This window comes from Paraburkholderia caffeinilytica (genome assembly GCF_051027425.1).
Lineage (GTDB): Bacteria > Pseudomonadota > Gammaproteobacteria > Burkholderiales > Burkholderiaceae > Paraburkholderia > Paraburkholderia caffeinilytica_A.
The window spans coordinates 2,840,832-2,865,646 of the sequence record NZ_CP186552.1 but is presented as its reverse complement, the minus strand read 5'-3'; the positions used below and the strand labels follow the sequence as shown (position 1 = coordinate 2,865,646).

Sequence of the window (24,815 nt, the reverse complement as noted above, 5' to 3'; positions counted from 1 at the left end):
GGCTCGGCTGTGGAAGACGACGCAACCGATGGCGCGGCTGAAGCAGATGGCGACTCAGTTGACGACTCAGTTGACGACTGAGATGAGGACCCAGATGAGGACTCAGATGAGGACGCAGACGGACTCACGGGTGACAAGGGCTACCTCCGATCGATGCCGGCGCGGACCGCGAACAGCCAGCCGCTAGCCGATTTGTTCGAGTTCCTCATGAGTCTCGAGCCATTCGGCTTCGAGCGTTTCGAGGCGCGCGTTCACATCTGCCTGACGGCGGATCGCGTCCGTCAGTTTGCTCTTCTGCTCGGGCTCGTAACTGGCCGGATCGACGACGAACGCGTCGAGCGTCGCCTTTTCCGCGTTGAGCGCGTCCATTTCCTTTTCGATCTTCGTGATACGGCTTTGCAGCGGTTTTTTCAGGTGTGCGAGCTTCTGGCGCGTTTCCGCTTCGAGACGGCGTTGCTCCTTGCGATTGACGCCGCTGTCCGCACCATCCGGACCGTTCGACGCCGTGCCCGCTTTCAGCGCCGCGCGTTGTTCCGCGGCATGTTGCAGCAGCCAGTCGCGATAGTCGTCGAGATCGCCGTCGAATTCCTGCAGACGATGCTTCGCGACCAGCATGAACACGTCGGTCGTGGCGCGCAACAGATGCCGGTCGTGCGACACCAGAATCAGCGTGCCCTCGAATTGCGCGAGCGCCATGGTCAGCGCGTGACGTGTTTCGAGATCCAGGTGGTTGGTCGGCTCGTCGAGCAGCAGCAGATTCGGCTTTTGCCAGATGATCAGCGCGAGCGCCAAACGGGCCTTTTCGCCGCCCGAGAAGGGCGCGATTTTCGCGGTCGCCATCTCGCCGGAAAAATTGAAGCTGCCGAGGAAGTCGCGCAATTCCTGTTCGCGCGTATCCGGTGCAAGACGCGCCAGATGCTGCAGCGGCGTGTCGTCCGGCCGCAATGTTTCGAGCTGGTGCTGGGCGAAGTAGCCGATGCGGAGGCCTTTGCCTTCGCGCACATGGCCGCCGAGCGCTTCAAGCGTGCCGGCAAGCGTTTTGATCAGCGTCGATTTGCCCTGACCGTTCGCGCCGAGCAGGCCGATGCGCTGACCGTTCTGGATCGACAGCATCACATGGTCGACGATTGGAATTTCGCCGTCTTCACCGCGGTAGCCGCAGCGTACGTCTTCCATCACCATCATCGGATTCGGTGCGGAATCGGGCGTGCGGAATTCGAACGTGAACGGCGAGGACGCGTGTGCCGGCGCGATCAATTCCATCTTCTCGAGCGCTTTCACGCGGCTCTGCGCCTGACGCGCCTTGGTGGCCTGCGCCTTGAAACGGTTGATGTAGCTCTGCAGATGCTCGACCGTGCGCTGTTGCTTCTCATACGCGCTTTGCTGCAAAGCGATCTGTTGCGCGCGCAGGATTTCGAACTGCGAATAGTTGCCGCCGTAACGCTTGATCTGCTGATGCTCCAGATGCAACGTGACATTGCAGATCGAATCGAGAAATTCGCGGTCGTGCGAGATCACGATCAGCGTGCCCGGATAACGGTTCAGCCAGTCTTCGAGCCAGACGATCGCGTCGAGATCCAGGTGATTGGTCGGTTCGTCGAGCAGCAGCAGATCGGAGCGGCACATCAGCGCCTGCGCCAGATTCAGCCGCATGCGCCAGCCGCCCGAGAAGCTGCTGACCGGCTCGCGCGTCTGTTCGAGGGTGAAGCCGAGGCCGAGCAGCAAGGCTTCGGCGCGAGCGGGCGCGGTGTAGCCGTCGGCGTCGGCGAAGGCGGCGTGCGCTTCGCCTTCGGCTGCGCCGTCATGCGCGGCGGAGGCTTCGGCGATGCACCTTTCGATTGCGCGCAATGCGGCGTCGCCGTCGAGCGTGTAGGCGAGGGCGGTTTTATCTGCCGCGGGCGTTTCCTGCGCGACGTGGGCGATCTGCCAGTTCGGCGGGATGGAGAAGTCGCCGCCGTCGGCGTGCAGTTCGCCGAGCAGCACGGCAAACAGCGTCGACTTGCCCGCGCCGTTCGCCCCCACCAGGCCGGCCTTCTCGCCGGGGTTGAGGGTGAACGTGGTGTTTTCGAAGAGCGGCTTGGTGCCGCGCGCGAGGCTGAACTGGTTAAAGCGGATCACGAAGAGGCCGGCTGAAGAAAAACGCTATTTTAGACTGCCGGGGCTGACACCGGGCGCTCAACCGGGATCGGCCATTCGGCCGACTGTACCGGCGAAGCTTTTGGCATAGACTGACGGCTTTCAAGGGGGAGAGCACATGACATCGATTTATTCGTTTTCTGCACATACGCTCGGCGGCGAGGAAGTGAGCCTCGAGCGCTATCAAGGCAAGGTCCTGCTGATCGTCAATACGGCGAGCGAATGCGGGTTCACGCCGCAGTACGCGGGTCTGCAGAAGGTTTATGACACTTACGCGGCGCGCGGACTCACAGTGCTGGGTTTTCCGTGCAACCAGTTCGGCAAGCAGGAACCGGGCGACGCCGCGCAGATCGGCAGCTTCTGCGAAAAGAACTATGGCGTGACCTTCCCGATGTTCGACAAGATCGACGTGAACGGCGCCAATGCGCATCCGCTGTTCCGCTATCTGACGGGCGAGGCGCCGGGCTTGCTGGGGCTCGAGGCGATCAAATGGAACTTCACCAAGTTCCTGATCGGCCGCGACGGCAATGTGGTGAAGCGCTATGCGCCGCTGACCAAGCCCGAGGCTATCACTGAAGACATCGAGAAGCTGTTGTAACGCGTGGCGGAGCCGGTGGTGCGGCGCGGGCGGCGGGCCGGAGTTGATGACTGGGCACGAGCCAGCGCTCGAGCACAAGCTGATTGATGCAGATGCAGATGCAGATGCAGATGCAGATGCAGATGCCGGTGTCGGTGTCGGTGTCGGTATCGGTATCGGTGTCGGTGTCGGTCCAGGTCCCGGTCCCGGTCCCGGCGGCGCAACAGCAGGGTGCTACAGAATCGGCGAGAACAACCGCGCCACGTGCATCAGGACGCGTCGCAGCGCGCCCGCCTGGCGATACTCGGTGCGGTCGATTTCGAGCGACTCCGCGAAGTCCTTCAGCAGCATCGTTTCGACTTCTTTGGCGAAGCCGCGGTCCACCGTCAGCACCATGATCTCGAAGTTCAGGCGGAACGAGCGGTTGTCGAGATTGGCGCTGCCGATGGCCGCCGCCACGCTGTCGATCAGCACGACCTTCTGATGCAGGAAGCCCGGCTGGTAGCGGAAGATTCGGATGCCCGCGCGCAGCGAGTCGTACGCATACAGTTTCGAGGCGGCGAACACCACGCGGTGGTCGCGCCGGCACGGAATCAGAATGCGTACATCCACGCCGCGCAGCACCGCCAGCCGCAACGCGGCGAACACGGCTTCGTCGGGTATGAGATATGGCGTGGTGATCCAGATCCGCTCGCGCGCCGCGTTGATCGCTTCGACGAAGAAAAGCGAGCAGGTCTCCTGCTTGTCGGCCGGCCCGCTCGGCACGACGAGACAGTGCATGCCGTCGTCGGCGGCCTGAGGGGGCGGCATGTCGAATTCGGGCAGCTGCTGGGTCGCCCAATGCCAGTCTTCAGTGAACACGAACTGGATGCTGGCGACAGCCGGGCCGCGCACTTCGATATGCGTATCGCGCCACGGCGACAACGGTGGCTTGCTGCCGAGATATTCGACGCCCACATTGTGTCCGCCGACGAACGCGCGTTCTCCGTCCACCGAGACGATCTTGCGGTGATTGCGGAAGTTCAACTGCAAACGGTTGACAAAGCGACGATTGGTGGCGAACGGGTGCGTCTCCACGCCGGCCGCCCGCAGCGCTGCCACGTAGCGGTGGGGCAGGTCGAAACTGCCGATGCTGTCGTACAGGAAGTAGACGCGCACGCCTTGCTGCGCTTTCGCGATCAGGGCATCTTTGAGCATCTCGCCGAGCGCGTCGTCGCGCACGATGAAGAACTGCACGATCACGTAATTGCGTGCGCCTTCGATCGCTTCGAAGATCGCCTCGAAAGTGGCGGCGCCGTTTACCAGCGTGCGTACGGAATTGCCCGGCAGGAACGGCATGCCCCCGAGGCGCGTGAGCGAATGCACGAGTCTCGCGCCAAGTTCCTGGGTAGGCAGTCCTGCCGAGGAGGCCCGCGTGTCCCATTCCTGAGGATGGGCGCGCCTGCGCAGCAATTCGTTTTCGATGCGGCGCGCGTCCGCATAACCCTGGAATTTGCTGCGGCCGAGGAACAGGTACGGCACCAGCGTCAGATACGGCATGGCGACCAGCGACACCGCCCACGCAATCGCGCCTTGCGATGTGCGGGTGTACAGAATCGCGTGGCACGCCGCCACCACGCCGAGAATATGGGCGAGGGCGATCAGCGTGCCGATGTGAAGCAGGTCGAATTGCATAGGCTGACGAAGGGTTGGCAGGGCGCTGCCGCTGCTGCCTGACGGCGCAGCGTGCAGCTGATCGCGCCCATCTTACCGAACGTGCGTGCGTTGGGGTGGCGTGGCGGTCCAGCTTCTTCGGCGATTTCGCGAATGCGGAGTGTGCGGGCGCGGGGAGAGACGGGCGGTGCCGGCGTGTGCGGCTAGGCGCTGCGACACGCGTGGCAGGCAATGAACGTCTGCCGCGCGTGTCGTGCGATAAAGCGGTCCAGTGATCGGGCAACCGGCGATGTGGCAACCGGCGGTCCGGCAATAAAACGTCAGACCGGCAGATCCGCGGCCTGAATCAGGAACACGTTGTCGTCGCCGGCACTCGTCGACAGCCAGACCAGATCGAGGCCGCCGAAGGCCGCTTCGACGTTCGCGCGTTCGTTGCCGATCTCGACCACCAGCACGCCGTCTTCGGTCAGCCAGTTGCGCGCTTCGGCGATGATGCGGCGCACGATATCCATGCCGTCCGTGCCGCCGGCCAAAGCCATGTCCGGCTCGTGCTTGTACTCGGCGGGCAGTTCCTGCATCGAGGCGGCGTTCACATACGGCGGATTGCTGATGATCACGTCGTAGCGGCGTTCGGCGAGCGGCGCATACAGGTCGCCTTCGAAGAGGGCGATACGGTCGTCGAGCCGGTAGTCCGTGACGTTGCGCGTGGCCACTTCCAGCGCGGGCGCGGAAAGATCGACGGCGTCGATATCCGCGTTCGGGAACGCGTGCGCCGCGAGGATCGCGAGGCAGCCGGAGCCGGTGCACAACTCCAGCACGGCGCCCACCTGTTCAGGATCTTCCACGTACGGTTGCAGACCGTCCTGCAGCAACTCGCCGATGAACGAGCGCGGCACGATCACGCGTTCGTCCACGTGGAAGCGGAAGCCGTGCATCCACGCTTCCTGCGTGATGTAGGCCGCCGGCACGCGCTGGCCGGCGCGGCGCTCGATGACGTTCAGCACGGCGTCGATTTCGGACGCGGAGAGACGCGCGTCGAGAAACGGATCCAGCAGATCGAGCGGCAGATGCAGCGTGTGCAGGATCAGATAGGCGGCTTCGTCGTAGGCGTTGGCGGAACCGTGGCCGAACGACAGCCCGGCCTGGTTGAAGCGCGACACCGCGAAACGCAGCAGGTCGCGGACGGTGGAAAACGGGAGCGTCATCGCGGAAATTCCTTGGTCAGGCGATCAGTTGTTCGAGCACGCGGCGATACACGTTCTTCAGCGGCTCGATGTGTGCGACTTCGATATGTTCGTCAATCTTGTGGATGCTGGCGTTCAGCGGGCCGAACTCGATCACCTGCTCGCAAATGCGGGCGATAAAGCGGCCATCCGAGGTGCCGCCGGTGGTCGACAGTTCCGTCGTCACGCCGGTTTCGTCCTTGATGGCTTTAGCCAGCGCGTTCGACAGATCGCCGCGCGGCGTGAGGAAGGGCAGGCCGCTCACGGTCCATTGCAGGTCGTATTCGAGATTGTGTTTGTCGAGGATCGCATGGACGCGAGCCTGCAGGCCTTCCACCGTGCTCGCGGTCGAGAAGCGGAAATTGAACATCACGTCCGCATGGCCGGGGATCACGTTGGTGGCGCCGGTGCCGCTATGGATGTTCGACACCTGCCAGGTGGTGGGCGGGAAGTATTCGTTGCCGTCGTCCCAGCGTTCGGCGACCAGCTCGGCCAGCGCGGGCGCGAGCAGATGCACCGGATTTTTCGCCAGATGCGGATAGGCGATATGGCCTTGCACGCCCTTGACGATCAGGTTGCCCGACATCGACCCGCGCCGGCCATTCTTCACCATGTCGCCGAACTGCACGCTCGACGTCGGTTCGCCGACGATGCAGTAGTCCATGCGCTCGCCGCGTGCCTGCAGCGCTTCGACGACCTTGACGGTGCCGTCGGTGGCGGGGCCTTCTTCGTCGCTCGTAATCAGGAAGGCGATCGAGCCGCGATGCGCCGGGTGCGCCGCGACGAATTCCTCGCTTGCCACCACGAAGCCGGCGATCGACGTCTTCATGTCCGCCGCGCCGCGCCCGTAGAGTTTGCCGTCACGGTGGGTCGGCTCGAACGGCGCCGAGTGCCATTGTTCGAGCGGGCCGGTCGGCACGACGTCCGTGTGGCCGGCGAACGCGAGCAGCTTGCCGCGCGTGCCGTCGACGCCGCGCTTGACGGCCCACAGGTTGGTCACGCCGTGCGATTCGATGGTCTCGTGCTCGAAGCCGAGCGCGGACAGGCGTTCGATCAGCAGGCGCTGGCAGTGCTGGTCGTCGGGCGTCACGGAGGCGCGCGCGATCAGTTGTTCGGTAAGGGCGAGGGTGCCGGACATGGATTCAGTACAAGCCACTGTGAAATGAAAAAATGCCGGCTGGCGGTGGGACACCGCAGCCGGCAACAGCTTTTAAGCAACGCGGCGAGGCCGCGTTTTACTACCCGTTGCGTTCGAGCGTGGCGCTGAGCCTGGCGTTTGGTCCCGTGCGTCGAGTCACGCGAGCAGGACCGCGCGTCAGCAAACAGCGTCCGCCGGGACAAATAGCGTCAGGCAAACAGCTCAGGCAAACAGCGCCGTGTATTCGTCCACGGAAAAACCGAGCGACTTGACCTTCCCGTTGACCACCAGCACCGGCCGCTTGATCACCGACGGCTTGTGGATCATCAACGCGATCGCGCCCGATTGCGTGTCCGCCGCCGCCTTCATGTCGTCGGACAGGCCACGCCAGGTCGTGCCGCGACGGTTCAGCAACGCGTCGAGCTTCACGTCCTTCAGCCAGTCCTGAACCAGCGGCTCGGTCACGCCGTGTTTCTTGAAGTCGTGGAACTCGAACTCGACGCCATGCTCTTCCAGCCACACGCGGGCTTTCTTCACGGTGTCGCAGTTCGGGATGCCGTAGACGACAGTCTTGGTGCCGCGTGCCATCAGTCGCCTCGCAGCAGCTCGTTCAGGCCGACCTTCGCGCGCGTCTTGGCGTCGACCTTCTTGACGATCACGGCGCAGTACAGGCTGTGCGAGCCGTCTTTCGACGGCAGGTTGCCTGCCACCACCACCGAGCCCGCCGGAATGCGGCCGTACGTGACTTCGCCGGTTTCGCGGTCGTAAATCTTGGTGCTTTGACCGAGGTACACGCCCATCGAGATCACCGAGTTTTCTTCGACGATCACGCCTTCCACCACTTCCGAACGCGCGCCGATGAAGCAGTTGTCTTCGATGATGACCGGGTTGGCCTGCAGCGGCTCCAGCACGCCGCCGATGCCCACGCCACCCGACAGGTGAACGTTCTTGCCGATCTGCGCGCACGAGCCGACAGTGGCCCACGTGTCGACCATCGTGCCTTCATCGACATAGGCGCCGATGTTGGTGTACGACGGCATCAGCACGACGTTCTTCGCGATGAACGAGCCGCGGCGCGCGATGGCGGGCGGCACCACGCGGAAGCCGCCGGCGGCGAAGTCTTCAGCGGTGTAGTTGGCGAACTTCGACGGCACCTTGTCGTAGAACTGGGAGTAGCCGCCGGCCGGTTGCACCACGTTGTCTTCCAGGCGGAACGACAGCAGCACGGCTTTCTTCAGCCATTGATTGACGGCCCAGTCGCCGTCTTTCTTCTCGGCGACGCGCAGCGCGCCCTTGTCCAGTTGCTCGATGGCGTGGGCGACGGCTTCGCGCACCTCGGCCGGCGCGGCCTTCGGCGACAGGTCGGCGCGGTTTTCCCAGGCGGTATCAATGATCTGCTGAAGTTGTTGCGACATATGCGTGCTTTTCTGAAGAGTTGAAGTCTGAAGAAGGGAATGCGGTGCGCGGGGTTGCTGGATAACTCACGAAAACTCAGCCCGCGAGCGCGCGGCAAAAATCGACGATCCGTTGCGCGCCCTGCGTGCATTCGTCGACATCGGCGACGAGCGCGAGGCGCACGAAATTGCGGCCGGGGTTCACGCCGTGCGCGGTGCGCGCGAGGAACGAGCCCGGCAGAACCGTCACATTATAGTCGGCGTAGAGGCGCTGGGCGAACTCGGTGTCCGACAGGCCCGTGCGCGAGACGTCTGCCCACAGGTAGAACGCGGCGTCCGGCAGGCGTACGTCGAGCACCCCGGCGAGCATCGGCGTCACGGTGGAAAACTTCTGCACGTACTTCGCGCGGTTCTCGCGCACGTGCGTTTCGTCATTCCAGGCCGCGATGCTGGCACTCTGGAACACCGTCGACAAGGCCGCGCCGTGGTATGTCCGGTATAGCAGGAAGTCTTTCAGGATCGCCGCGTCGCCCGCCACGAAGCCCGAGCGCATGCCAGGCACGTTCGAGCGCTTGGACAGGCTCGACAGCATCACGAGGCGCTCGAAGCCGCGGCCGAGCTGGTGGGCCGCTTCCAGGCCGCCGAGCGGTGGATGGGCTTCGTCGAAGTAGATTTCCGAGTAGCACTCGTCCGAGGCGATCACGAAGCCGTAACGGTCCGACAGCGCGAACAGTTCGCGCCAGTCGTCGAGCGTCAGCACCGCGCCGGTGGGGTTGCCCGGCGAACACACGTACAGCAGTTGCGTGTGCGCCCAGATGTCGTCCGGCACCGCCGAATAGTCGCAGGCGAAGTTGCGCGCCGGATCGCTATTCACGAAGTACGGCTGCGCGCCGGCCAGAATCGCCGCGCCTTCATAGATTTGGTAGAACGGGTTCGGACAGAGTACGATCGCAGGCTCGCCGTCGGCATTACGCTTGGGGTCGATAACCGTTTGTGCGAGCGCAAACAGCGCCTCGCGCGAACCGGACACCGGCAGCACCTGGGTGGCCGGATCGACCGGGGGCAGGTTGTAGCGCTGCGTCGCCCATTTAGCGATCGACTCGCGCAGTGCCGGCGAACCGACGGTAGCCGGATAAGCCGACAAACCGCCGAGCGAGGCAATCACGGCGTCGCGAATCAGCGCGGGCGTGGGATGTTTCGGTTCGCCGATGCCGAAGCTGATGTGCGCGAGGCCGGCCGGCGGCGTGACGTCCTTGAAAAGCGCGCGCAGCTTTTCGAACGGATAGGGCTGAAGGGAGTCGAGTAGCGGGTTCACTGGGCGGATCGAGCCTGATCGAAGAGGGCGCAGACGGATGCTGGGAAATGCCGGGTACACGCGCTGACGGCAAAAACGCCTGAAAGGCGCGAAAGCAGTAGCAGCGCTGGCGAACGGATGATTATAACGTGGCACGCGGCCGTTCGCGGGCTGGCACGGGGCGGCGGCGAGGCAGGACATTGGTGGAGCGCGACCCGATGCCAGCCAAAGTCGGTTGAGCCATCCAGAACGCATGCAACAGAGAGACAACTCACGGTAGGATCGAGGACGACTCAGGGCCGCAATGGCCCGAACGCAGGCAATGTGCCGCCGCACAAAACATCAGGGGCACATTGCAGCGGCGCTAGGCGTATCAGGACGCGGCGCAACCCGCCAGGCAGCGCAGGCAATGCGACGCAGCGGGAACGACGCGAACCGCGGACGGTTCGCGCAAGAAAGAAGCAGGAGCAGCAATGGCCGTAGCAGCAACAGAGACATCAAGACGAAGCTGGCGCAACGACGCCGCCGCCGGCAGGTGCAGCAACACCGGCAACGCGGTCAAAATGGTCCGCAACGCCGTCCGCAACAGCCCCGACAGCCACGACAGCTCCGGTAGCCGCGGGAGTCTCGCATCATGAGCAACTGGCTCCGCAATGGTTGGCCCACCCTCGCGATCATGCTGGGCGCCTCGGTGTGGGGGATGATCTGGTACCCGCTGCGCATGCTGAATGCGCTCGGCGTCACCGGCACTGCGGCAAGCGCGCTGACGAGCGGTGCCGGTTGCCTGTTCGTTCTGCTGGTCCGTTATCGCGCGCTCAAGACGGTGCGCTGGCACTGGCTGCTGCCGGCTCTCGCGCTGGCCGCGGGCGTGACCAATCTCGGCTTCGTCTGGGGCTCGATTCACGGCGAAGTGATGCGCGTCCTGCTGTTGTTCTATCTCACGCCCGCCTGGACGGCGCTCTTTGCCCACTTCATCCTGCACGAACGGCTGACCTGGTCGGGCGCGGGCCTCGCCGCGCTGTCGCTGGCCGGCGCGATGACCATGCTGTGGTCGCCGCAACTGGGCCTGCCGGTGCCCGGCAACCTCGCCGAATGGGCCGGGCTTGCGGGCGGCATGGGCTTCGCGATGAGCAACGTGCTGATCCTCAAGACGAGTCGCGTGCTGCCTGAGATGAAGCCCGAAATGCGCACCGCGACGATCTTCGGCGGCGCCGCGATTTTCAGCGCCTGTGCGTCGCTGTTCGAGGCGATGCCTGCACCGCCCACCGGCGCGCATCTCGGCACGGCCGCGTTACTGGTGCTCGGCCTCGGTTTCCTGCTGGCGTCGAACAATATGCTGGTGCAGTACGGGCTCGCGCGCGTGCCGGCCAATCGGGCCTCGATCATCATGCTGTTCGAGATCGTGGTGACGGCTTTGTCCGCGTGGCTGTTCGCCGGCGAGACGCCGGGTCCGCGCGAATGGGCCGGCGGCGCGTGCATCGTGCTGGCGTCGGCACTGTCCAGTTGGGTGCACCGAACCAGGGCTTTGCCGCCCGATCCGTCCAATCAGGATGCGGGTCTCGACGTCGACCGCGTTGCAGACCCCGGCGCAGACCGTAAGGACGATAAGAACCGCTCACGCGCGATGGTATGATTGCCCCTCATTAGCTGACGCATGCTTCACGGTGTGCGATCGGCGCCCGTATCGCGGGGTTTCGCGGGCCGTTTCGCTGCATCGGCGAACGGCTGGCGCGGCCTTCGCGAGCCACTTTTTATTTTCCCTTTTCAAACAGCGAAATCGCCGTGCGTCTGACCTCGATCAAACTCGCTGGCTTCAAGTCATTCGTCGATCCCACGCATTTCCAGGTCCCGGGCCAGCTCGTCGGCGTGGTCGGACCGAATGGGTGCGGCAAGTCCAACATCATCGACGCCGTGCGCTGGGTGCTCGGCGAATCGCGCGCTTCCGAGCTGCGCGGCGAGTCGATGCAGGACGTGATCTTCAATGGCTCGACCGCGCGCAAGCCGGGTAGCCGCGCCAGCGTCGAACTCGTGTTCGACAACGCCGACGGCCGTGCCGCCGGGCAGTGGGGGCAGTATGCCGAGATCGCCGTCAAGCGCGTGCTCACGCGCGACGGCACCTCGAGCTACTACATCAACAACCTGCCGGCGCGCCGCCGCGACATTCAGGACATCTTCCTCGGCACCGGCCTTGGGCCGCGTGCGTACGCGATCATCGGGCAGGGCATGATCGCGCGCCTGATCGAGGCGAAGCCGGAAGAGCTGCGCGTGTTCCTCGAAGAAGCCGCGGGCGTGTCGAAGTACAAGGAACGCCGCCGCGAGACGGAGAACCGTCTACACGATACGCGCGAGAATCTGGTTCGCGTCGAAGACATCGTCCGCGAACTCAGTGCGAATCTCGAGAAGCTCGAGGCGCAGGCGGTCGTCGCGACCAGATACAAGGATTTGCAGGCCGACGGCGAAGAGAAGCAGCGTCTCCTGTGGCTGTTGCGCAAGAACGAAGCCGGCGGCGAGCAGGAACGCCAGCAACGCGCGATCGAACAGGCGCAGATCGACCTCGAAGCGCAAACCGCCAGGCTGCGCGAAGTCGAAGCGCAGCTCGAAACGCTGCGCGTCGCGCATTATTCCGCCAGCGACGCGATGCAGGGCGCGCAAGGTGCGTTGTACGAGGCGAACGCCGAGGTCAGCCGCCTCGAGGCCGAAATCAAGTTCATCGTCGAGTCGCGCAACCGTGTGCAGGCGCAGATCGCCGCATTGACCGCGCAGCGTGAGCAGTGGCAGTCGCAAGCCCAAAAGGCGCAAGATGATCTCGAAGACGCGGAAGAACAGCTGGCCGTCGCCGAAGAAAAAGCCGCACTGGCTGAAGACGAAGCCGCCGCAAAGCATGACGCGATGCCGGCGCTCGAAGCGCGCTGGCGCGATGCGCAGACCGAACTGAACGCCGAGCGCGGCGGTATCGCGCAGACCGAGCAGGCACTCAAGCTCGAAGCCGCGCATCAGCGCAACGCCGATCAGCAATTGCAGCAGTTGCAGCAGCGTCACGAACGGCTGAAGTCGGAAGCGGGCGGCCTCGATGCGCCCGACGAAGCCCAGCTCGAAGACCTGCGCATGCAGCTCGCCGAGCACGAAGAAATCCTGCATGACGCGCAGGCCCGTCTCGCCGACGCGCAGGAAACGCTGCCGCGTCTCGACGGCGAACGGCGTGCGGCCCAGGAGCGCGTGCAGTCGGAGAATGCGCAGATTCATCAGCTCGACGCACGGCTTGCCGCGCTCAAGCAATTGCAGGAAAACGTCCAGACCGAAGGCAAGATCCAGCCGTGGCTCGAAAAGCATGAACTGAACGGCTTGCCGCGTCTGTGGAAGAAGCTGCATGTCGAAGCCGGCTGGGAAGCCGCGCTGGAATCGGTGCTGCGTGAGCGGCTCGCCGCCCTGGAAGTCTCGAACCTCGATTGGGTCAAGGCGTTCGCCACCGATGCGCCGCCCGCCAAGCTCGCGTTCTACGCACCGCCGGCAGCCGGTCAGACGGTTGCTGCGCCGGCGGGCTTGCGTCCGCTGCTATCGCTGGTTCGTATCGACGACGCGGGTATTCGCGCCGTGCTGAACGACTGGCTCGGCCTTGCTTTCGTCGCTGACGATCTGCAACAGGCGCTGGCCATGCGCTCGCAGTTGCCGGAAGGCGGCTCGTTCGTCGTGAAGGCCGGCCACGTCGTGACGCGTGTCGGCGTTCAGTTGTATGCCGCCGATTCCGAACAGGCCGGCATGCTGGCCCGTCAGCAGGAAATCGAAAATCTGGGCCGTCAGGTGCGTGCGCAGGCCTTGCTCGCCGATGAGGCGAAGGCCGCCGCGATCCGTGCCGAAGCCGCCCACACGCAAGCCGCGCAAGCGTTGACCGACGTGCGTCAACAGTCGGAACGCGCCACGCAACGCGTGCACGCATTGCAGATGGACGTGCTCAAGCTCGCGCAAGCGCAAGAGCGCTACATGCAGCGCAGCACGCAAATCCGCGAAGAGCTCGAAGAAATCACCGCGCAGATCGAAGAGCAGCGCGCATTGCGTGGCGAATCGGAAGCGAATTTCGAGCGTCACGACACCGAACTCGCCGAGTTGCAGGCGCGTTTCGAAGATCACCAGATGGCCTTCGAAGCACTCGACGAACAGCTCACCGCCGCGCGCGCCCAATCGCGCGATCTCGATCGGGCCGCCACCGACGCGCGTTTCGCCGCGCGCAACATGGCGAACCGCATCGATGAATTGAAACGCAGCATCCAGGTGTCGCACGAGCAGAGCGAACGCGTTGCCGCGTCGCTGGAAGATGCGCGCGCCGAACTGGAAACGATCAACGAGCAAACCGCGCACACCGGCTTGCAGGACGCGCTCGATATCCGCGCGGTCAAGGAAGAAGCGCTGCACGCCGCGCGCCTCGAACTGGACGATCTGACCGCCAAGCTGCGTGCCGCCGACGAAACCCGTCTGACCGCCGAGCGTGCGCTGCAGCCGCTGCGCGACCGCATCAACGAATTGCAGCTGAAGGAACAGGCCGCGCGCCTGAGCGGCGAGCAGTTCGTCGAGCAACTGGCGGCAGCCGGCGTCGATGAAGCCGAGTTGCAGGCCAAGCTCACGCCGGACATGAAGCCGTCGTATCTGCAAGGCGAGGTCACGCGGATCAACAACGCGATCACGGCGCTCGGCCCGGTCAACATGGCCGCGCTGGACGAACTGAAGGCCGCGACCGAGCGCAAGACGTTCCTCGACGCGCAATCGGCCGACCTGAACAACGCGATCGAAACGCTCGAAGACGCGATCCGCAAGATCGACGGCGAAACGCGTACGCTGCTGCAAGGCACCTTCGACGAAGTGAACCGTCATTTCGGCGAACTGTTCCCGCGTCTCTTCGGCGGTGGCCAGGCCAAGCTGATCATGACCGGCGACGAGATTCTCGACGCCGGCGTGCAGGTGATGGCGCAGCCGCCGGGCAAGAAGAATTCGACGATTCACCTGCTGTCGGGCGGCGAGAAGGCCCTGACCGCCACCGCGCTGGTGTTCGCGATGTTCCAGCTGAATCCCGCGCCGTTCTGTCTGCTCGACGAAGTGGACGCGCCGCTCGACGACGCCAACACGGAACGCTTTGCGAACCTCGTGCGGGCAATGTCGGACAAGACGCAGTTCCTGTTCATTTCGCACAACAAGATCGCAATGGAAATGGCGCAGCAACTGATCGGCGTGACCATGCAGGAGCAGGGCGTGTCGCGGATCGTTGCTGTCGACATGGAAACGGCTGCCGGTTTCGCCCAGAATATCGTTTGAGTTTTCGTTTAGATTGATCATCGCGGGCTCCCGCGTTCAGCGCAGCGGCCATCGGCCGCGCGACACATGGGGCGGGCGCAAAGCCGCGCAGACAGAAGAATTGCTGATGGAGCATGCATGGACGAGTTGACACTCGGTTTGATCGGCGCGGGTGCCGTGGTGGTCGGGGGCGTGGTCGTGTACAACGCATGGCAAGGCGCGAAGGTGCGCCGCAAGATGCCGCGCCCGATGCCGGCGGATGCCGCCGAAAGCTTCGCGCGGGACGATCAGGAGGAGCAGAGCCCGTTTATCGAGCCGGCTCGGCCGACCACACGGCGCGAGCCGGTCGTGGGTTCGGAGGCGGCGGCGGAAACCGCAACGGCGCGTGTCGAGCCGACTTTCGGCGCAACCGCCGCGCCGCTCGATACGCCGGCCGATATTCAGGCCGAGACGACTACGCCGAATGGCTATCCGGAAGCTGAGGGTGTTGCCGAAGCCGAAGGCGGCGTGGCGGCTGAAACGGGCAAGGCTGCACAAGCCGGCGAACCGGTCGAGCCGATCCTGCCCGCGGCCACGACGATTTCGTCGGCGCCGCCGGCTATCGTCGATCGCCGCATCGACTGCATCGTGCCGATTCGTCTGAACGGCCCGGTGGCCGGCGACAAGGTCATTCCGCTCGCGCAACGTCTGCGTCGCGCCGGCAGCAAGCCGGTGCATATCGAAGGCAAGCTCGAAGGCGGGGCCTGGGAATTGCTGCAGAACGGTGCGCGCTATGAAGAGCTGCGCGCGGCCGCGCAACTGGCCAATCGGAGTGGCGCGCTCAATGAGCTGGAGTTCTCGGAGTTCGTGACCGGCGTGCAGCAGTTTGCCGATGCGCTCGACGCGTCGCCGGAATTCCCCGACATGCTCGAAACGGTGGCGATGGCGCGCGAACTCGACGGCTTCGCTGCGCAGTGCGATGCGCAACTGTCGATCAACGTGCTCTCCGACGGGGCGCCGTGGTCGGCCAACTATGTCCAGGCAATCGCGTCGCAGGACGGCTTGCTGCTCTCGCGCGACGGCACGCGCTTCGTCAAGCTCGACGCGAAGCAGAGCCCGGTGTTCATGCTGCAATTCGGCGACACCAATTTCCTGCGCGACGACCTGACCTACAAGGGCGGCCAGATGATCACCCTGGTGCTCGACGTGCCGGTCGCGGACGAAGACATCCTGCCGTTCCGCCTGATGTGCGACTACGCGAAGTCGTTGGCTGAGCGTATTGGCGGGCGGGTGGTCGACGATGGGCGCCGTCCGTTGCCGGAAACCGCATTGCTGGCGATCGAAAAGCAGTTGATGACGCTCTACGCAAAGCTCGAGCAGGCGGGCATTCCGGCGGGTTCGCCGGCTACCCGGCGTTTGTTCAGCCAGTAACGCTTCTGCTTTTTTGAGCAGTACTCGACGGCCGCACGATGTGCGGCCGTTGGCGTTCTGGGCAGTGTTTCACGGGGCGCCGCAATGGTAGCCTCATGGGGTGTCCGAGGTGATGCTTGACCTGGCATCTCGAGCGGCGCTTCAACTGGCGTATTGCGAGGCGTTTTCAGCGGTCGTTTCACGGCAATGACGAACGCACGAAACTGGCCATTCGGCCGATGTAAAGGGGCACGCTTCCTGCGATAATCCAATGTCTGAATTCCATTGAAGAAGCGTCCGACAGCATGGCCCGAACTCCCGCCTCAAATCCTGCAACCAGCGCTCCCGCAGAGCGGGCCGTGTGGCTGCGCGCGGAACTCGAACGCGCCAATTACGCGTACTACGTGCTCGACCAGCCGGACCTGCCGGACGCGGAATACGACAAGCTCTTCAAGGAGCTGGAGCGAATCGAGACGGAGCATCCGGACCTGGTTGTGCCGGATTCGCCCACCCAGCGCGTGGGTGGCGAGGCGTCAAGCGGGTTCGAGCCGGTGGTGCACGATCAGCCCATGCTTTCGCTGAACAACGGCTTCGAGGACGAAGACATCGTCGCGTTCGACAAACGCGTCGGCGACGCGCTCGGCAAGAACGCGAGCGAGCCGCCTGTGCCGGTCGATTATGCGGCTGAGCTGAAGTTCGACGGCCTTGCGATCTCGCTGCGTTACGTCGACGGCATGTTTGTCCAGGCGTCCACGCGTGGCGATGGTACGACTGGTGAGAACGTCACGGAAAACGTCCGCACGATCCGTTCCATTCCGCTCAGGCTCAAAGGCAAACGCGTGCCGCATGTGCTCGATGTGCGCGGTGAAGTGCTCATGTTCAAGCGCGATTTTGAGCGCCTGAACGAGCGTCAGCGGGCTGCTGAACAGAAGGAGTTCGCCAATCCGCGCAATGCCGCGGCAGGCAGCTTGCGGCAGCTCGATTCGAAGATCACCGCGCAACGGCCGTTGTCGTTCTTCGCTTATGGAATCGGCGTGCTCGAAGGCATCGAGATGCCGGCCACGCATAGCGAATTGCTCGACTGGTACAAGGAACTCGGCTTGCCGGTGAATGGCGAACGCGCGGTGGTGCAGGGCGCCGAAGGCTTGCTGGGGTTCTTCCACGCGGTGGGCGAAAAGCGCGATACGCTGCCTTACGATATCGACGGCGTTGTCTACAAGGTCAACCGGCGCGATGAGCAGGACGCGCTCGGCTTTGTCTCGCGCGCGCCGCGTTTCGCTTTGGCGCACAAGTTTCCCGCGCAGGAAGCGCTGACCAGACTCGTCGCGATCGACGTGCAGGTTGGCCGCACCGGCGCGATCACACCGGTTGCGCGGCTGGAACCGGTGTTCGTCGGCGGCGCGACGGTGACGAACGCGACGCTGCACAATGAAGACGAAGTACGCCGTAAAGATATTCGCATCGGCGACACGGTGATCGTGCGGCGCGCCGGCGACGTGATTCCCGAAGTGGTGAGCGCGCTGCTCGACCGCCGCCCGGACGACGCCCACGAGTTCGTCATGCCTACGCAATGCCCGGTGTGCGGCTCGAGCATCGAACGGCTGCCGGACGAGGCGATTGCGCGCTGCACGGGCGGGCTGTTCTGTCCGGCGCAGCGCAAACAGGCGTTGTGGCATTTTGCGCAGCGGCGGGCGCTGGATATCGACGGGCTAGGCGAAAAGATCATCGATCAACTCGTCGAGCAGAATCTGGTGCGCACGCCGGCCGATCTGTTCAACGTCGGCTTTGCTACGCTGGCCGAACTCGACCGTTTTGCCGAAAAGTCCGCGCAGAATTTGCTCGACTCGCTCGAAAAAGCCAAGAACACTACGCTGGCGCGCTTTATTTACGCGCTCGGCATCCGGCATGTGGGCGAATCGACAGCGAAAGATCTCGCCAAACATTTCGGCTCGTTGAATCCGATCATGGATGCTTCGGTCGAAGAATTGCTGGAGGTGAACGATGTCGGGCCCGTGGTCGCCGAGTCGATTCACCAGTTCTTTGCCGAAGAGCACAACCGCACGGTGATCGAGCAACTGCGCGCGCCGGGCAAGGTTACATGGCCGGAAGGGCCGCCCGCGCCGAAGGCGCCGCAAGGCGTGCTGGCCGGCAAAACGGTCGTATTGACCGGCACCTTGCCGACGCTGGCGCGCGAGGAAGCGAAGGAGATGCTCGAAGCGGCAGGCGCGAAGGTGGCCGGTTCGGTGTCGAAGAAAACAGATTATGTGGTGGCCGGAGCTGAAGCCGGCAGCAAGTTGGCGAAGGCGGAGGAACTCGGTGTCCCCGTACTCGACGAAGATGGGTTGCGTAAGCTCCTGGAGGGGCAGTTATGATCCGCGAAATTCTCAAGATGGGCGATCCGCGCCTTTTGCAAATTGCCGATCCGGTCGACCATTTCGACACCCCCGAGCTGCATGAGCTTGTCAAAGACATGTTCGAGACCATGCACGATGCGAATGGCGCTGGGCTGGCCGCACCGCAGATCGGCGTCAATCTGCAGGTGGTGATCTTCGGCTTCGGGCACAACGAGCGCTATCCGGACGCGCCGCCGGTGCCGGAGACGGTGCTGATCAACCCGACCATCACGCCCGTGTCTCAGGATATGGAAGAGGGCTGGGAAGGGTGTCTGTCGGTGCCGGGTTTGCGAGGCGCGGTGAGCCGGTTCTCGATGATCAGGTATCACGGCTTCGATCAATTCGGCAAGCCGATCGACCGCGTCGCCGAGGGCTTTCACGCGCGTGTCGTGCAGCATGAGTGCGATCACCTGATCGGCAAGCTGTACCCGATGCGGATCAACGATTTCGCGAAGTTTGGCTTCACGGAAGTCCTGTTTCCGGATCTGGATCCGGATAGCGACGACTGACATCGCATCCTGGCTCGCGGCGATCGCAGCGCCGCTGCCGGAAACAAAAAACCCACGCCAATGCGTGGGTTTTTTGTTGGGCGAGATTCACGGTGCGGGCACCATGAATCGTTTTGTCGCTATCTGGGCGTCAAGCTTCTGGCATCAAAACGACTCGTCTGCCGACAGATAACGCCATTGGCCCGGCGGCAGCGCGCCCAGCATCACCTGGCCCATCCGCACGCGCTTCAGACCGATCACTTCGAGGCCGACCAGCTCGCACATCCGGCGGATCTGGCGTTTCTTGCCTTCGCGCAGGACGAAACGCAGTTGCTCGCCGTTTTGCCAGTTGACCTGTGCGGGTTTCAGCGGGACGTCGTCGAGCGAAAGGCCGTGACACAGGAGCGCGAGGCTTTCCGGCGGGAAGTGGCTTTCGACGTCAACGGTGTGCTCGCCGAACGCCACGCGCACCAGGTACTCCTTGTCGATCTCCGAATGGCCGCCGATCAGCTGCTTGGCGATACGGCCGTCTTGCGTAAGCACCAGCAGGCCCGTCGAATCGATGTCGAGGCGCCCGGCCGGCGCGAGCTGGCGCAGATGCGAGACGGAGAAGCGGATGTCCGAATTGTCGCCTTCCCAGCGATTTTCCGGCGTGACCAGCGTGATCGCGGGTTGATAACCGTCTTCCGCCTGGCCCGATACGAGGCCCACGGGCTTGTGGATCAGGACCGTCACCTGGCTAGCTTGCGCGGCTTCGGCGGCGGGGTCGATCTCGATGCGCTGGTCCGGACGAACCTTGGTGCCGAGCGTGTCGATCCGCTCGCCGTCGACCAGCACCCAGCCTTTTTCGATCCACTCGTCGGCTTCGCGGCGTGAACACAGGCCGAGTTCCGACATCAGCTTGGAGAGGCGCAGGGTGCCCGGTGCGTCTTCGTAATCGCGGCGTGGTGTGCGCGGCGCGGCATCGGCGTCATCGTCGCGTTCGGCTCTGGCTGCGGGCGCCGGGCCACGCGGCTTGTCGGCACGGGTGGGGCGGTTGTCGTCGCCAAAGCGGCGGCCGGCAGCCGGCAGTGCCTTGTCGAAGCTGCGAGCAGGGCGGTCGCCCCGCTCGCTACGTTCATTGCGTTCGCCGGCACGCGGCGGACGATCTCCGAATTCACGTTTGGCGGGTGCCCGTTCGGCGCGGTCGTCGCGCGGTGCGCGCGCCGGACGATCCGTGCGATCGCCGTAGCCGCTTTTGACGGGTTTCGCGAAAGTGCGCTCGCCACGCTCGGACGCGCCGCGCTCGCCTTCAAAACGGCGCGGTGCGCTGTCGCTGCGCGGCCCGCGCTCGCCGCTGCGGCGCTCCTGCGGTGCGCCACGGTCGCTGCCGAAGCGGGGGCGATCCGATGCATCCCGCGCCGGACGCTCGCCACGTGGGCCGCCTTCCGACGGACGGCCTGCACCCGGGCGCGGACCGCTGAACGAGCGGCGTTCGCCTTCGTCACGTCGCGGGGCGCGGTTGCCGTCGAAACTGCGGGGTGCGCGTTCGCTGCGGTCCGAGCTTCCTTCGAAGCGGCGGGGCGCGCCCTGGCTACGCTCGCCGCGATCCGCACCGCCTTCAAAACGACGTGGCGCACGCTCGCTGCGGTCGCCACTGCCTTCGAACCGGCGTGGCGCGCCTTGACTGCGTTCGCCGTCAGCGCGACGCGGTGCGCGTTCGCTGCGATCGCCGCCACTTTCAAACCGACGGGGCGCACGCTCACTATCGTCCCGACGTGGACCGCGGTCGTTACCCTCAAACCGGCGCGGCGCGCCTTGAGGGCGTTCGCCGTCAGCGCGACGCGGTGCGCGTTCGCTACGATCAGCGCCACCTTCAAACTTACGGGGCGCACGAGCGCCCTCGTCCCGACGCGGCGCACGATCGCCGCCGCCCTCAAACCGGCGCGGAGCGCCTTGGCTACGTTCATCGTCAGCGCGGCGCGGAGCGCGTTCGCTACGATCAGCGCCACCTTCAAACTTACGGGGCGCGCGCTCGCCATCATCCCGACGCGGGGCGCGATCACCGCCGCCCTCAAATCGTCGCGGTGCACCGCCGGCCCCTTCACGCCGCGGCGGACGATCCGACGGCGCCCGGCGCGCAGCGCCGGCACCACCCGCATCCCGCTCGCGGGAAAACGATCCTTCAGCCCGCGGCGCGCGCGCCCCGGCGCCAGCCGGCTTACCTGCGCCAGCCGGCCGCTTGCCGCCACCCGCTGCGCCTTCACCCCGTACCCCGTTAAACCCGGCCGTCGGCGTAGACGGCCGCGGTCCGACCGGACGCGTCGGCTTACGCGCCGAGGTGCTTCCGGTACGGACAGGGGCGCGTTCGGACGAAGCCGGCCGCGGGTGCTTGGCTGTTAATTTGACTCGCATGAAATCTCACACTGCAATCGCGCGCAGCAGCTCGGTCTCGACCTGAATTTGCAGGCGGTTGTCCGACAGACCGTGTCCGTCCAGCAGGAACACGTCTTCGACGCGTTCGCCGAGCGTATTGATCCGTGCCGACGCGACGCCGACCCGGTGCTCGGCCAGCACGCGCGCGATCGAATAAAGAAGGCCTGGCCGGTCGTTCGCGGACACGGACAGGATGTAATATTGGCCGCGCTCGTCGGCCCGAAGATCGACGCGCGGCGTAACAGGGAAGGTCCGCGACAGCCGTGACAAACGGCCTTTCGACGGTCCCGGAAGCAGGGTGCCGTCACCGGTGAGGCGTGCGGTCAGTTCCTGTTCGACCAGATTGGCAATATCTCGATAATGCACGTCTTCTTCGGTATGCGCGACGAGGAAATTATCGAGCGCGTACCCGTGACGGGTCGTGCTGACCCGCGCATCGAGCACCGACAAGCCATTGCGGTCGAAATACGCACAAATACCGGCGAACAGATCGGGCTGGTCTTTCACGTACACCAGCACCTGAAGGGCTTCGCCGATCGGCGACGGACGCGCCCGCACAATCGGCGTCGTGGTCTCGACGTGCCGGTACAGCACGCGGGTTTGCCACGCGATATCCGCGGCGTCGTGGCGCAGGAAATAGCCGATATCGAGCTTGTCCCACAGCGCCTTTTGCGCGCCTTCCGGCACGGTTTCGAGGCGCAGCAGCGCAAGCGCTTCTTCCTGGCGTGATTTCAGTTCCGAATGCGCGTCAGGCCGGGCACCACCGAGCACCGCTAGGGTGGCGCGGTACAGGTCCTCCAGCAGCTTGCCCTTCCACGTGTTCCAGACTTTCGGGCTGGTGCCGCGAATGTCGGCTACCGTCAGCAGGTAAAGCGCGGTCAGCCAGCGCTCGTTGCCGACCAGTTCGGCAAACCGTTTGATGACTTCCGGGTCGCTCGTATCCTGCTTTTGCGCGACCTGGCTCATGGTCAGATGCTGCTGGACCAGCCACACCACCAGTTCGCCATCTTCGCCCTCGATGCCATGGGTGCGGCAAAAGCGCCGCGCATCGGCCATGCCGAGCGTGGAATGGTCGCCGCCACGGCCCTTGGCGATATCGTGAAAGAGCGCGGCTACGTACAGCACCCACGGCCGGTCGAAGCTCACGATCAACTGGCTGCAGAACGGATATTCGTGCGCATGCTCGGCCACCGCGAAGCGGCGCAGATTGCGCAACACCATGAGGATGTGCTGATCGACCGTGTAGACGTGATACAGGTCGTGCTGCATCTGTCCGACAATGCGCCGGAAGTTCAGCAGATAGCGCCCGAGCACGCTGGTCTGGTTCATCAGACGCAGCGCGTGCGTGATGCCGGCCGGCTGCTTCAGGATGTCCATGAACAGGCGCCGGTTTTCCGGATCGCGCCGCCAGTGCTGGTCCATCACGTCGCGGGCGTTGTAGATGGCGCGCAGCGTGCGCGCCGACAAACCTTTCACGCCTGGCGTCTGTTCGTAGAGCAGGAAAGCTTCCAGGATTGCGTTCGGCTCGCGCTGGAATACGTCGTCGCTGGCGATTTCCAGCATGCCCTGCTTCTCGACGAAACGGTCCGACAGCACGCGCGTGATGCCGCTCGTGTTGGGGAAAAGCTGCGCTTCGATGTTCTGGATCAGGATGGTGGCGAGCTGCGTCACCGCTTTGGCGGACCAGTAATAGCGGCGCATCAGCTGTTCGCTGGCGCGCTTGGTGGCCGTCGGCTTGTAGCCGAAGCTTTCGGCCACGGGCGTTTGCAGGTCGAACACCAGAATGTCCTGGCGGCGGCCGGCGATCACATGCAGCCGGGCCCGCAGCGTTTTCAGGAAGCCTTCATTGCGGCGCAGTTCGCGCGCTTCGCGCTCGGTGATCAGGCCGCGCGCTTCGAGTTCGCGCCAGCTGCTGCCGAAACCCGCCGCCTGGGTAATCCACAGAATCAGTTGCAAATCGCGCAGGCCGCCCGGGCTTTCCTTGACGTTCGGTTCGAGCGAATACGGCGTGTCCTGAAACTTGGCGTGCCGCTGACGCATTTCCAGCACCTTGGCCTGGAAGAACGCGCGCGGGTCGAGCGCTTCGCGATAGCGCTTCGAAAAGTTGTCGAAGAGCGGGGCGCTGCCTGTAATGCGCCGTGCCTCGAGCAGCGAGGTGCGCACGGTGACGTCGTTGGCGGCTTCTTCGAGACATTGCGACACGCTGCGCACGCTGCTGCCCAGTTCGAGTCCCAAATCCCATGCGAGGCTGATAAAGCGTTCGATGCGCGCTTCGAGATGCTCGATGGGCGTGTCGGGCAGCAGAACCAGAATATCGATGTCGGAATGCGGCGCGAGTTCGCCCCGCCCGTAACCGCCGACAGCCAGCAGGGCCAGGTCGGGCGGCAGTTCGCAGGTGTTCCAGGCGGCCCGCAGCGACTCGTCCGTGGCGCGCGCCAGCGCGGCCATCAGCGAGTCGACGTTGGAGGCGGTCTTGAAGCGTTCCAGCAACTGGGCTTTGGCCACTTTATAGTCCGCCTTGAGCGACGTGGCATGGGAATGGGCGATGGCTGGAACACTACTCATTGGCAGGCGGGCGGGCGAGGTCGGAAGTCGGTCAGGCTGAAACTGCGACAACCGGCGGACGCGCGGGCGTGCCGGCTGAGACGGTCAGCACGTCGTAACCGGTTTCGGTGACGAGTATGGTGTGTTCCCACTGCGCCGACAGACTGCGGTCTTTGGTCTTGACGGTCCACTGGTCCGGCATGGTGCGGATGTCGCGCCGGCCGGCGTTGATCATCGGCTCGATCGTGAAGATCATGCCGGCCTGCAATTCGAGCCCGGTGCCGGGACGGCCGTAATGCAGAATCTGCGGGTCTTCGTGGAATACCGTGCCGATGCCGTGGCCGCAATATTCGCGCACCACGCTGTAGCCCTGGCCTTCGGCGTGCTTCTGGATCGCGTAGCCGATGTCGCCGAGATGGGCGCCCGGGCGCACCTGATCGATGCCGAGCCACATGCATTCGAAGGTGGTCTGCACGAGGCGCTTTGCCATGATCGAGCCTTCGCCGACGATGAACATCCGGCTGGTGTCGCCGAAATAGCCTTCCTTGATCACCGTGACGTCGATATTGAGCGCGTCGCCGTTCTTCAGTGTCTTGTCGCCCGGAATGCCGTGACAGATCACGTCGTTCACCGAAATGCAGGTGGCTTTCGGGTAAGGCGGATAGCCGGGCGGCTGATAATTCAGCGGCGCCGGGACCGTGCCTTGTTCCTTGAGCATGTATTCGTGACACAGCCGGTCGAGTTCGCCGGTCGTGATGCCGGCAGCAACGAACGGTGTGATGTAGTCGAGCACTTCGCTGGCGAGCTTGCAAGCGACGCGCATCTGCGCGATATCGTGTTCGTTTTTGAGCGTAATAGCCATGAGTCGGGCCTGAAATGCGATTTATTGCA

The 24,815-nt window shown here is 64.4% G+C and carries 16 protein-coding genes; 6 read left to right on the top strand and 10 right to left on the bottom strand.

The window, feature by feature from the left end:
• Window positions 1-183 precede the first annotated feature (183 nt).
• Window positions 184-2,118 carry an ATP-binding cassette domain-containing protein gene (locus tag ACOSV0_RS12565; protein WP_434106501.1) on the bottom strand — a complete coding sequence of 645 codons (1,935 nt, stop codon included), beginning with the start codon at window positions 2,116-2,118 and terminating at the stop codon, window positions 184-186.
• Window positions 2,119-2,254: 136 nt separating this feature from the next.
• On the opposite strand from ACOSV0_RS12565, the gene ACOSV0_RS12560 reads away from it, so the two are divergent.
• Window positions 2,255-2,734: a glutathione peroxidase gene (locus tag ACOSV0_RS12560; RefSeq protein ID WP_434106500.1), complete on the top strand. Its 480-nt coding sequence runs from the start codon at window positions 2,255-2,257 to the stop codon at window positions 2,732-2,734.
• Window positions 2,735-2,947: 213 nt separating this feature from the next.
• Here the strand turns inward: ACOSV0_RS12560 and cls are convergent, their stop codons facing one another.
• From cls to dapC, 6 genes are all read right to left on the bottom strand, one after another.
• A complete protein-coding gene (gene cls / locus ACOSV0_RS12555; RefSeq protein WP_434106499.1) occupies window positions 2,948-4,387 on the bottom strand; it encodes a cardiolipin synthase in 1,440 nt (479 codons plus the stop codon).
• A 299-nt stretch (window positions 4,388-4,686) separates the two neighbouring features.
• Window positions 4,687-5,571, bottom strand: a complete 885-nt coding sequence (gene prmB / locus ACOSV0_RS12550; RefSeq protein WP_434106498.1) for a 50S ribosomal protein L3 N(5)-glutamine methyltransferase — start codon at window positions 5,569-5,571, stop codon at window positions 4,687-4,689.
• A 16-nt stretch (window positions 5,572-5,587) separates the two neighbouring features.
• Window positions 5,588-6,727: a succinyl-diaminopimelate desuccinylase gene (gene dapE, locus ACOSV0_RS12545; RefSeq protein WP_434106497.1), complete on the bottom strand. Its 1,140-nt coding sequence runs from the start codon at window positions 6,725-6,727 to the stop codon at window positions 5,588-5,590.
• A 222-nt stretch (window positions 6,728-6,949) separates the two neighbouring features.
• The gene (locus ACOSV0_RS12540) at window positions 6,950-7,315 is read right to left on the bottom strand and encodes an ArsC family reductase (RefSeq protein WP_154567453.1); all 366 of its coding nucleotides are present in this window, start codon (window positions 7,313-7,315) and stop codon (window positions 6,950-6,952) included.
• Complete coding sequence (gene dapD, locus ACOSV0_RS12535) at window positions 7,315-8,142, bottom strand: 2,3,4,5-tetrahydropyridine-2,6-dicarboxylate N-succinyltransferase (RefSeq protein ID WP_434106496.1); 828 nt, start codon at window positions 8,140-8,142, stop codon at window positions 7,315-7,317. The genes ACOSV0_RS12540 and dapD overlap by 1 nt, the downstream gene beginning before the upstream one ends.
• A gap of 76 nt (window positions 8,143-8,218) precedes the next feature.
• Entirely contained in the window at window positions 8,219-9,436 is a 1,218-nt protein-coding gene (gene dapC, locus ACOSV0_RS12530; protein ID WP_434106495.1) for a succinyldiaminopimelate transaminase, read from the bottom strand.
• Window positions 9,437-10,049: 613 nt separating this feature from the next.
• On the opposite strand from dapC, the gene ACOSV0_RS12525 reads away from it, so the two are divergent.
• From ACOSV0_RS12525 to def, 5 genes are all read left to right on the top strand, one after another.
• On the top strand, window positions 10,050-11,048 hold the full coding sequence (locus ACOSV0_RS12525; protein ID WP_434106494.1) for a DMT family transporter: 999 nt from the start codon (window positions 10,050-10,052) through the stop codon (window positions 11,046-11,048).
• A gap of 149 nt (window positions 11,049-11,197) precedes the next feature.
• Window positions 11,198-14,716 (top strand): chromosome segregation protein SMC, encoded by a 3,519-nt coding sequence (smc, locus tag ACOSV0_RS12520; RefSeq protein ID WP_434106493.1) that lies wholly within the window; start codon window positions 11,198-11,200, stop codon window positions 14,714-14,716.
• A gap of 117 nt (window positions 14,717-14,833) precedes the next feature.
• Window positions 14,834-16,105, top strand: coding sequence for a cell division protein ZipA C-terminal FtsZ-binding domain-containing protein (locus tag ACOSV0_RS12515; RefSeq protein WP_434106492.1), 1,272 nt, complete (start codon window positions 14,834-14,836; stop codon window positions 16,103-16,105).
• Between the two features lie 284 nt (window positions 16,106-16,389).
• Window positions 16,390-18,456 (top strand): NAD-dependent DNA ligase LigA, encoded by a 2,067-nt coding sequence (ligA, locus tag ACOSV0_RS12510; protein ID WP_434106491.1) that lies wholly within the window; start codon window positions 16,390-16,392, stop codon window positions 18,454-18,456.
• Window positions 18,453-18,986 carry a peptide deformylase gene (gene def, locus ACOSV0_RS12505; RefSeq protein WP_434106490.1) on the top strand — a complete coding sequence of 178 codons (534 nt, stop codon included), beginning with the start codon at window positions 18,453-18,455 and terminating at the stop codon, window positions 18,984-18,986. Before ligA ends, def begins: the two co-directional genes overlap by 4 nt.
• Before the next feature lie 144 nt (window positions 18,987-19,130).
• Here def and ACOSV0_RS12500 read toward each other — a convergent pair whose 3' ends face one another.
• Genes ACOSV0_RS12500 through map form a run of 3 tightly spaced genes read right to left on the bottom strand, consistent with a single transcriptional unit; the run spans window position 19,131 to window position 24,786 of the window.
• Window positions 19,131-21,359: a pseudouridine synthase gene (locus ACOSV0_RS12500; protein WP_434106489.1), complete on the bottom strand. Its 2,229-nt coding sequence runs from the start codon at window positions 21,357-21,359 to the stop codon at window positions 19,131-19,133.
• 6 nt (window positions 21,360-21,365) lie between these two features.
• Window positions 21,366-23,945 (bottom strand): [protein-PII] uridylyltransferase, encoded by a 2,580-nt coding sequence (locus ACOSV0_RS12495; protein ID WP_434106488.1) that lies wholly within the window; start codon window positions 23,943-23,945, stop codon window positions 21,366-21,368.
• A 31-nt stretch (window positions 23,946-23,976) separates the two neighbouring features.
• Window positions 23,977-24,786, bottom strand: a complete 810-nt coding sequence (gene map, locus ACOSV0_RS12490; protein WP_434106487.1) for a type I methionyl aminopeptidase — start codon at window positions 24,784-24,786, stop codon at window positions 23,977-23,979.
• Window positions 24,787-24,815: the final 29 nt, after the last annotated feature.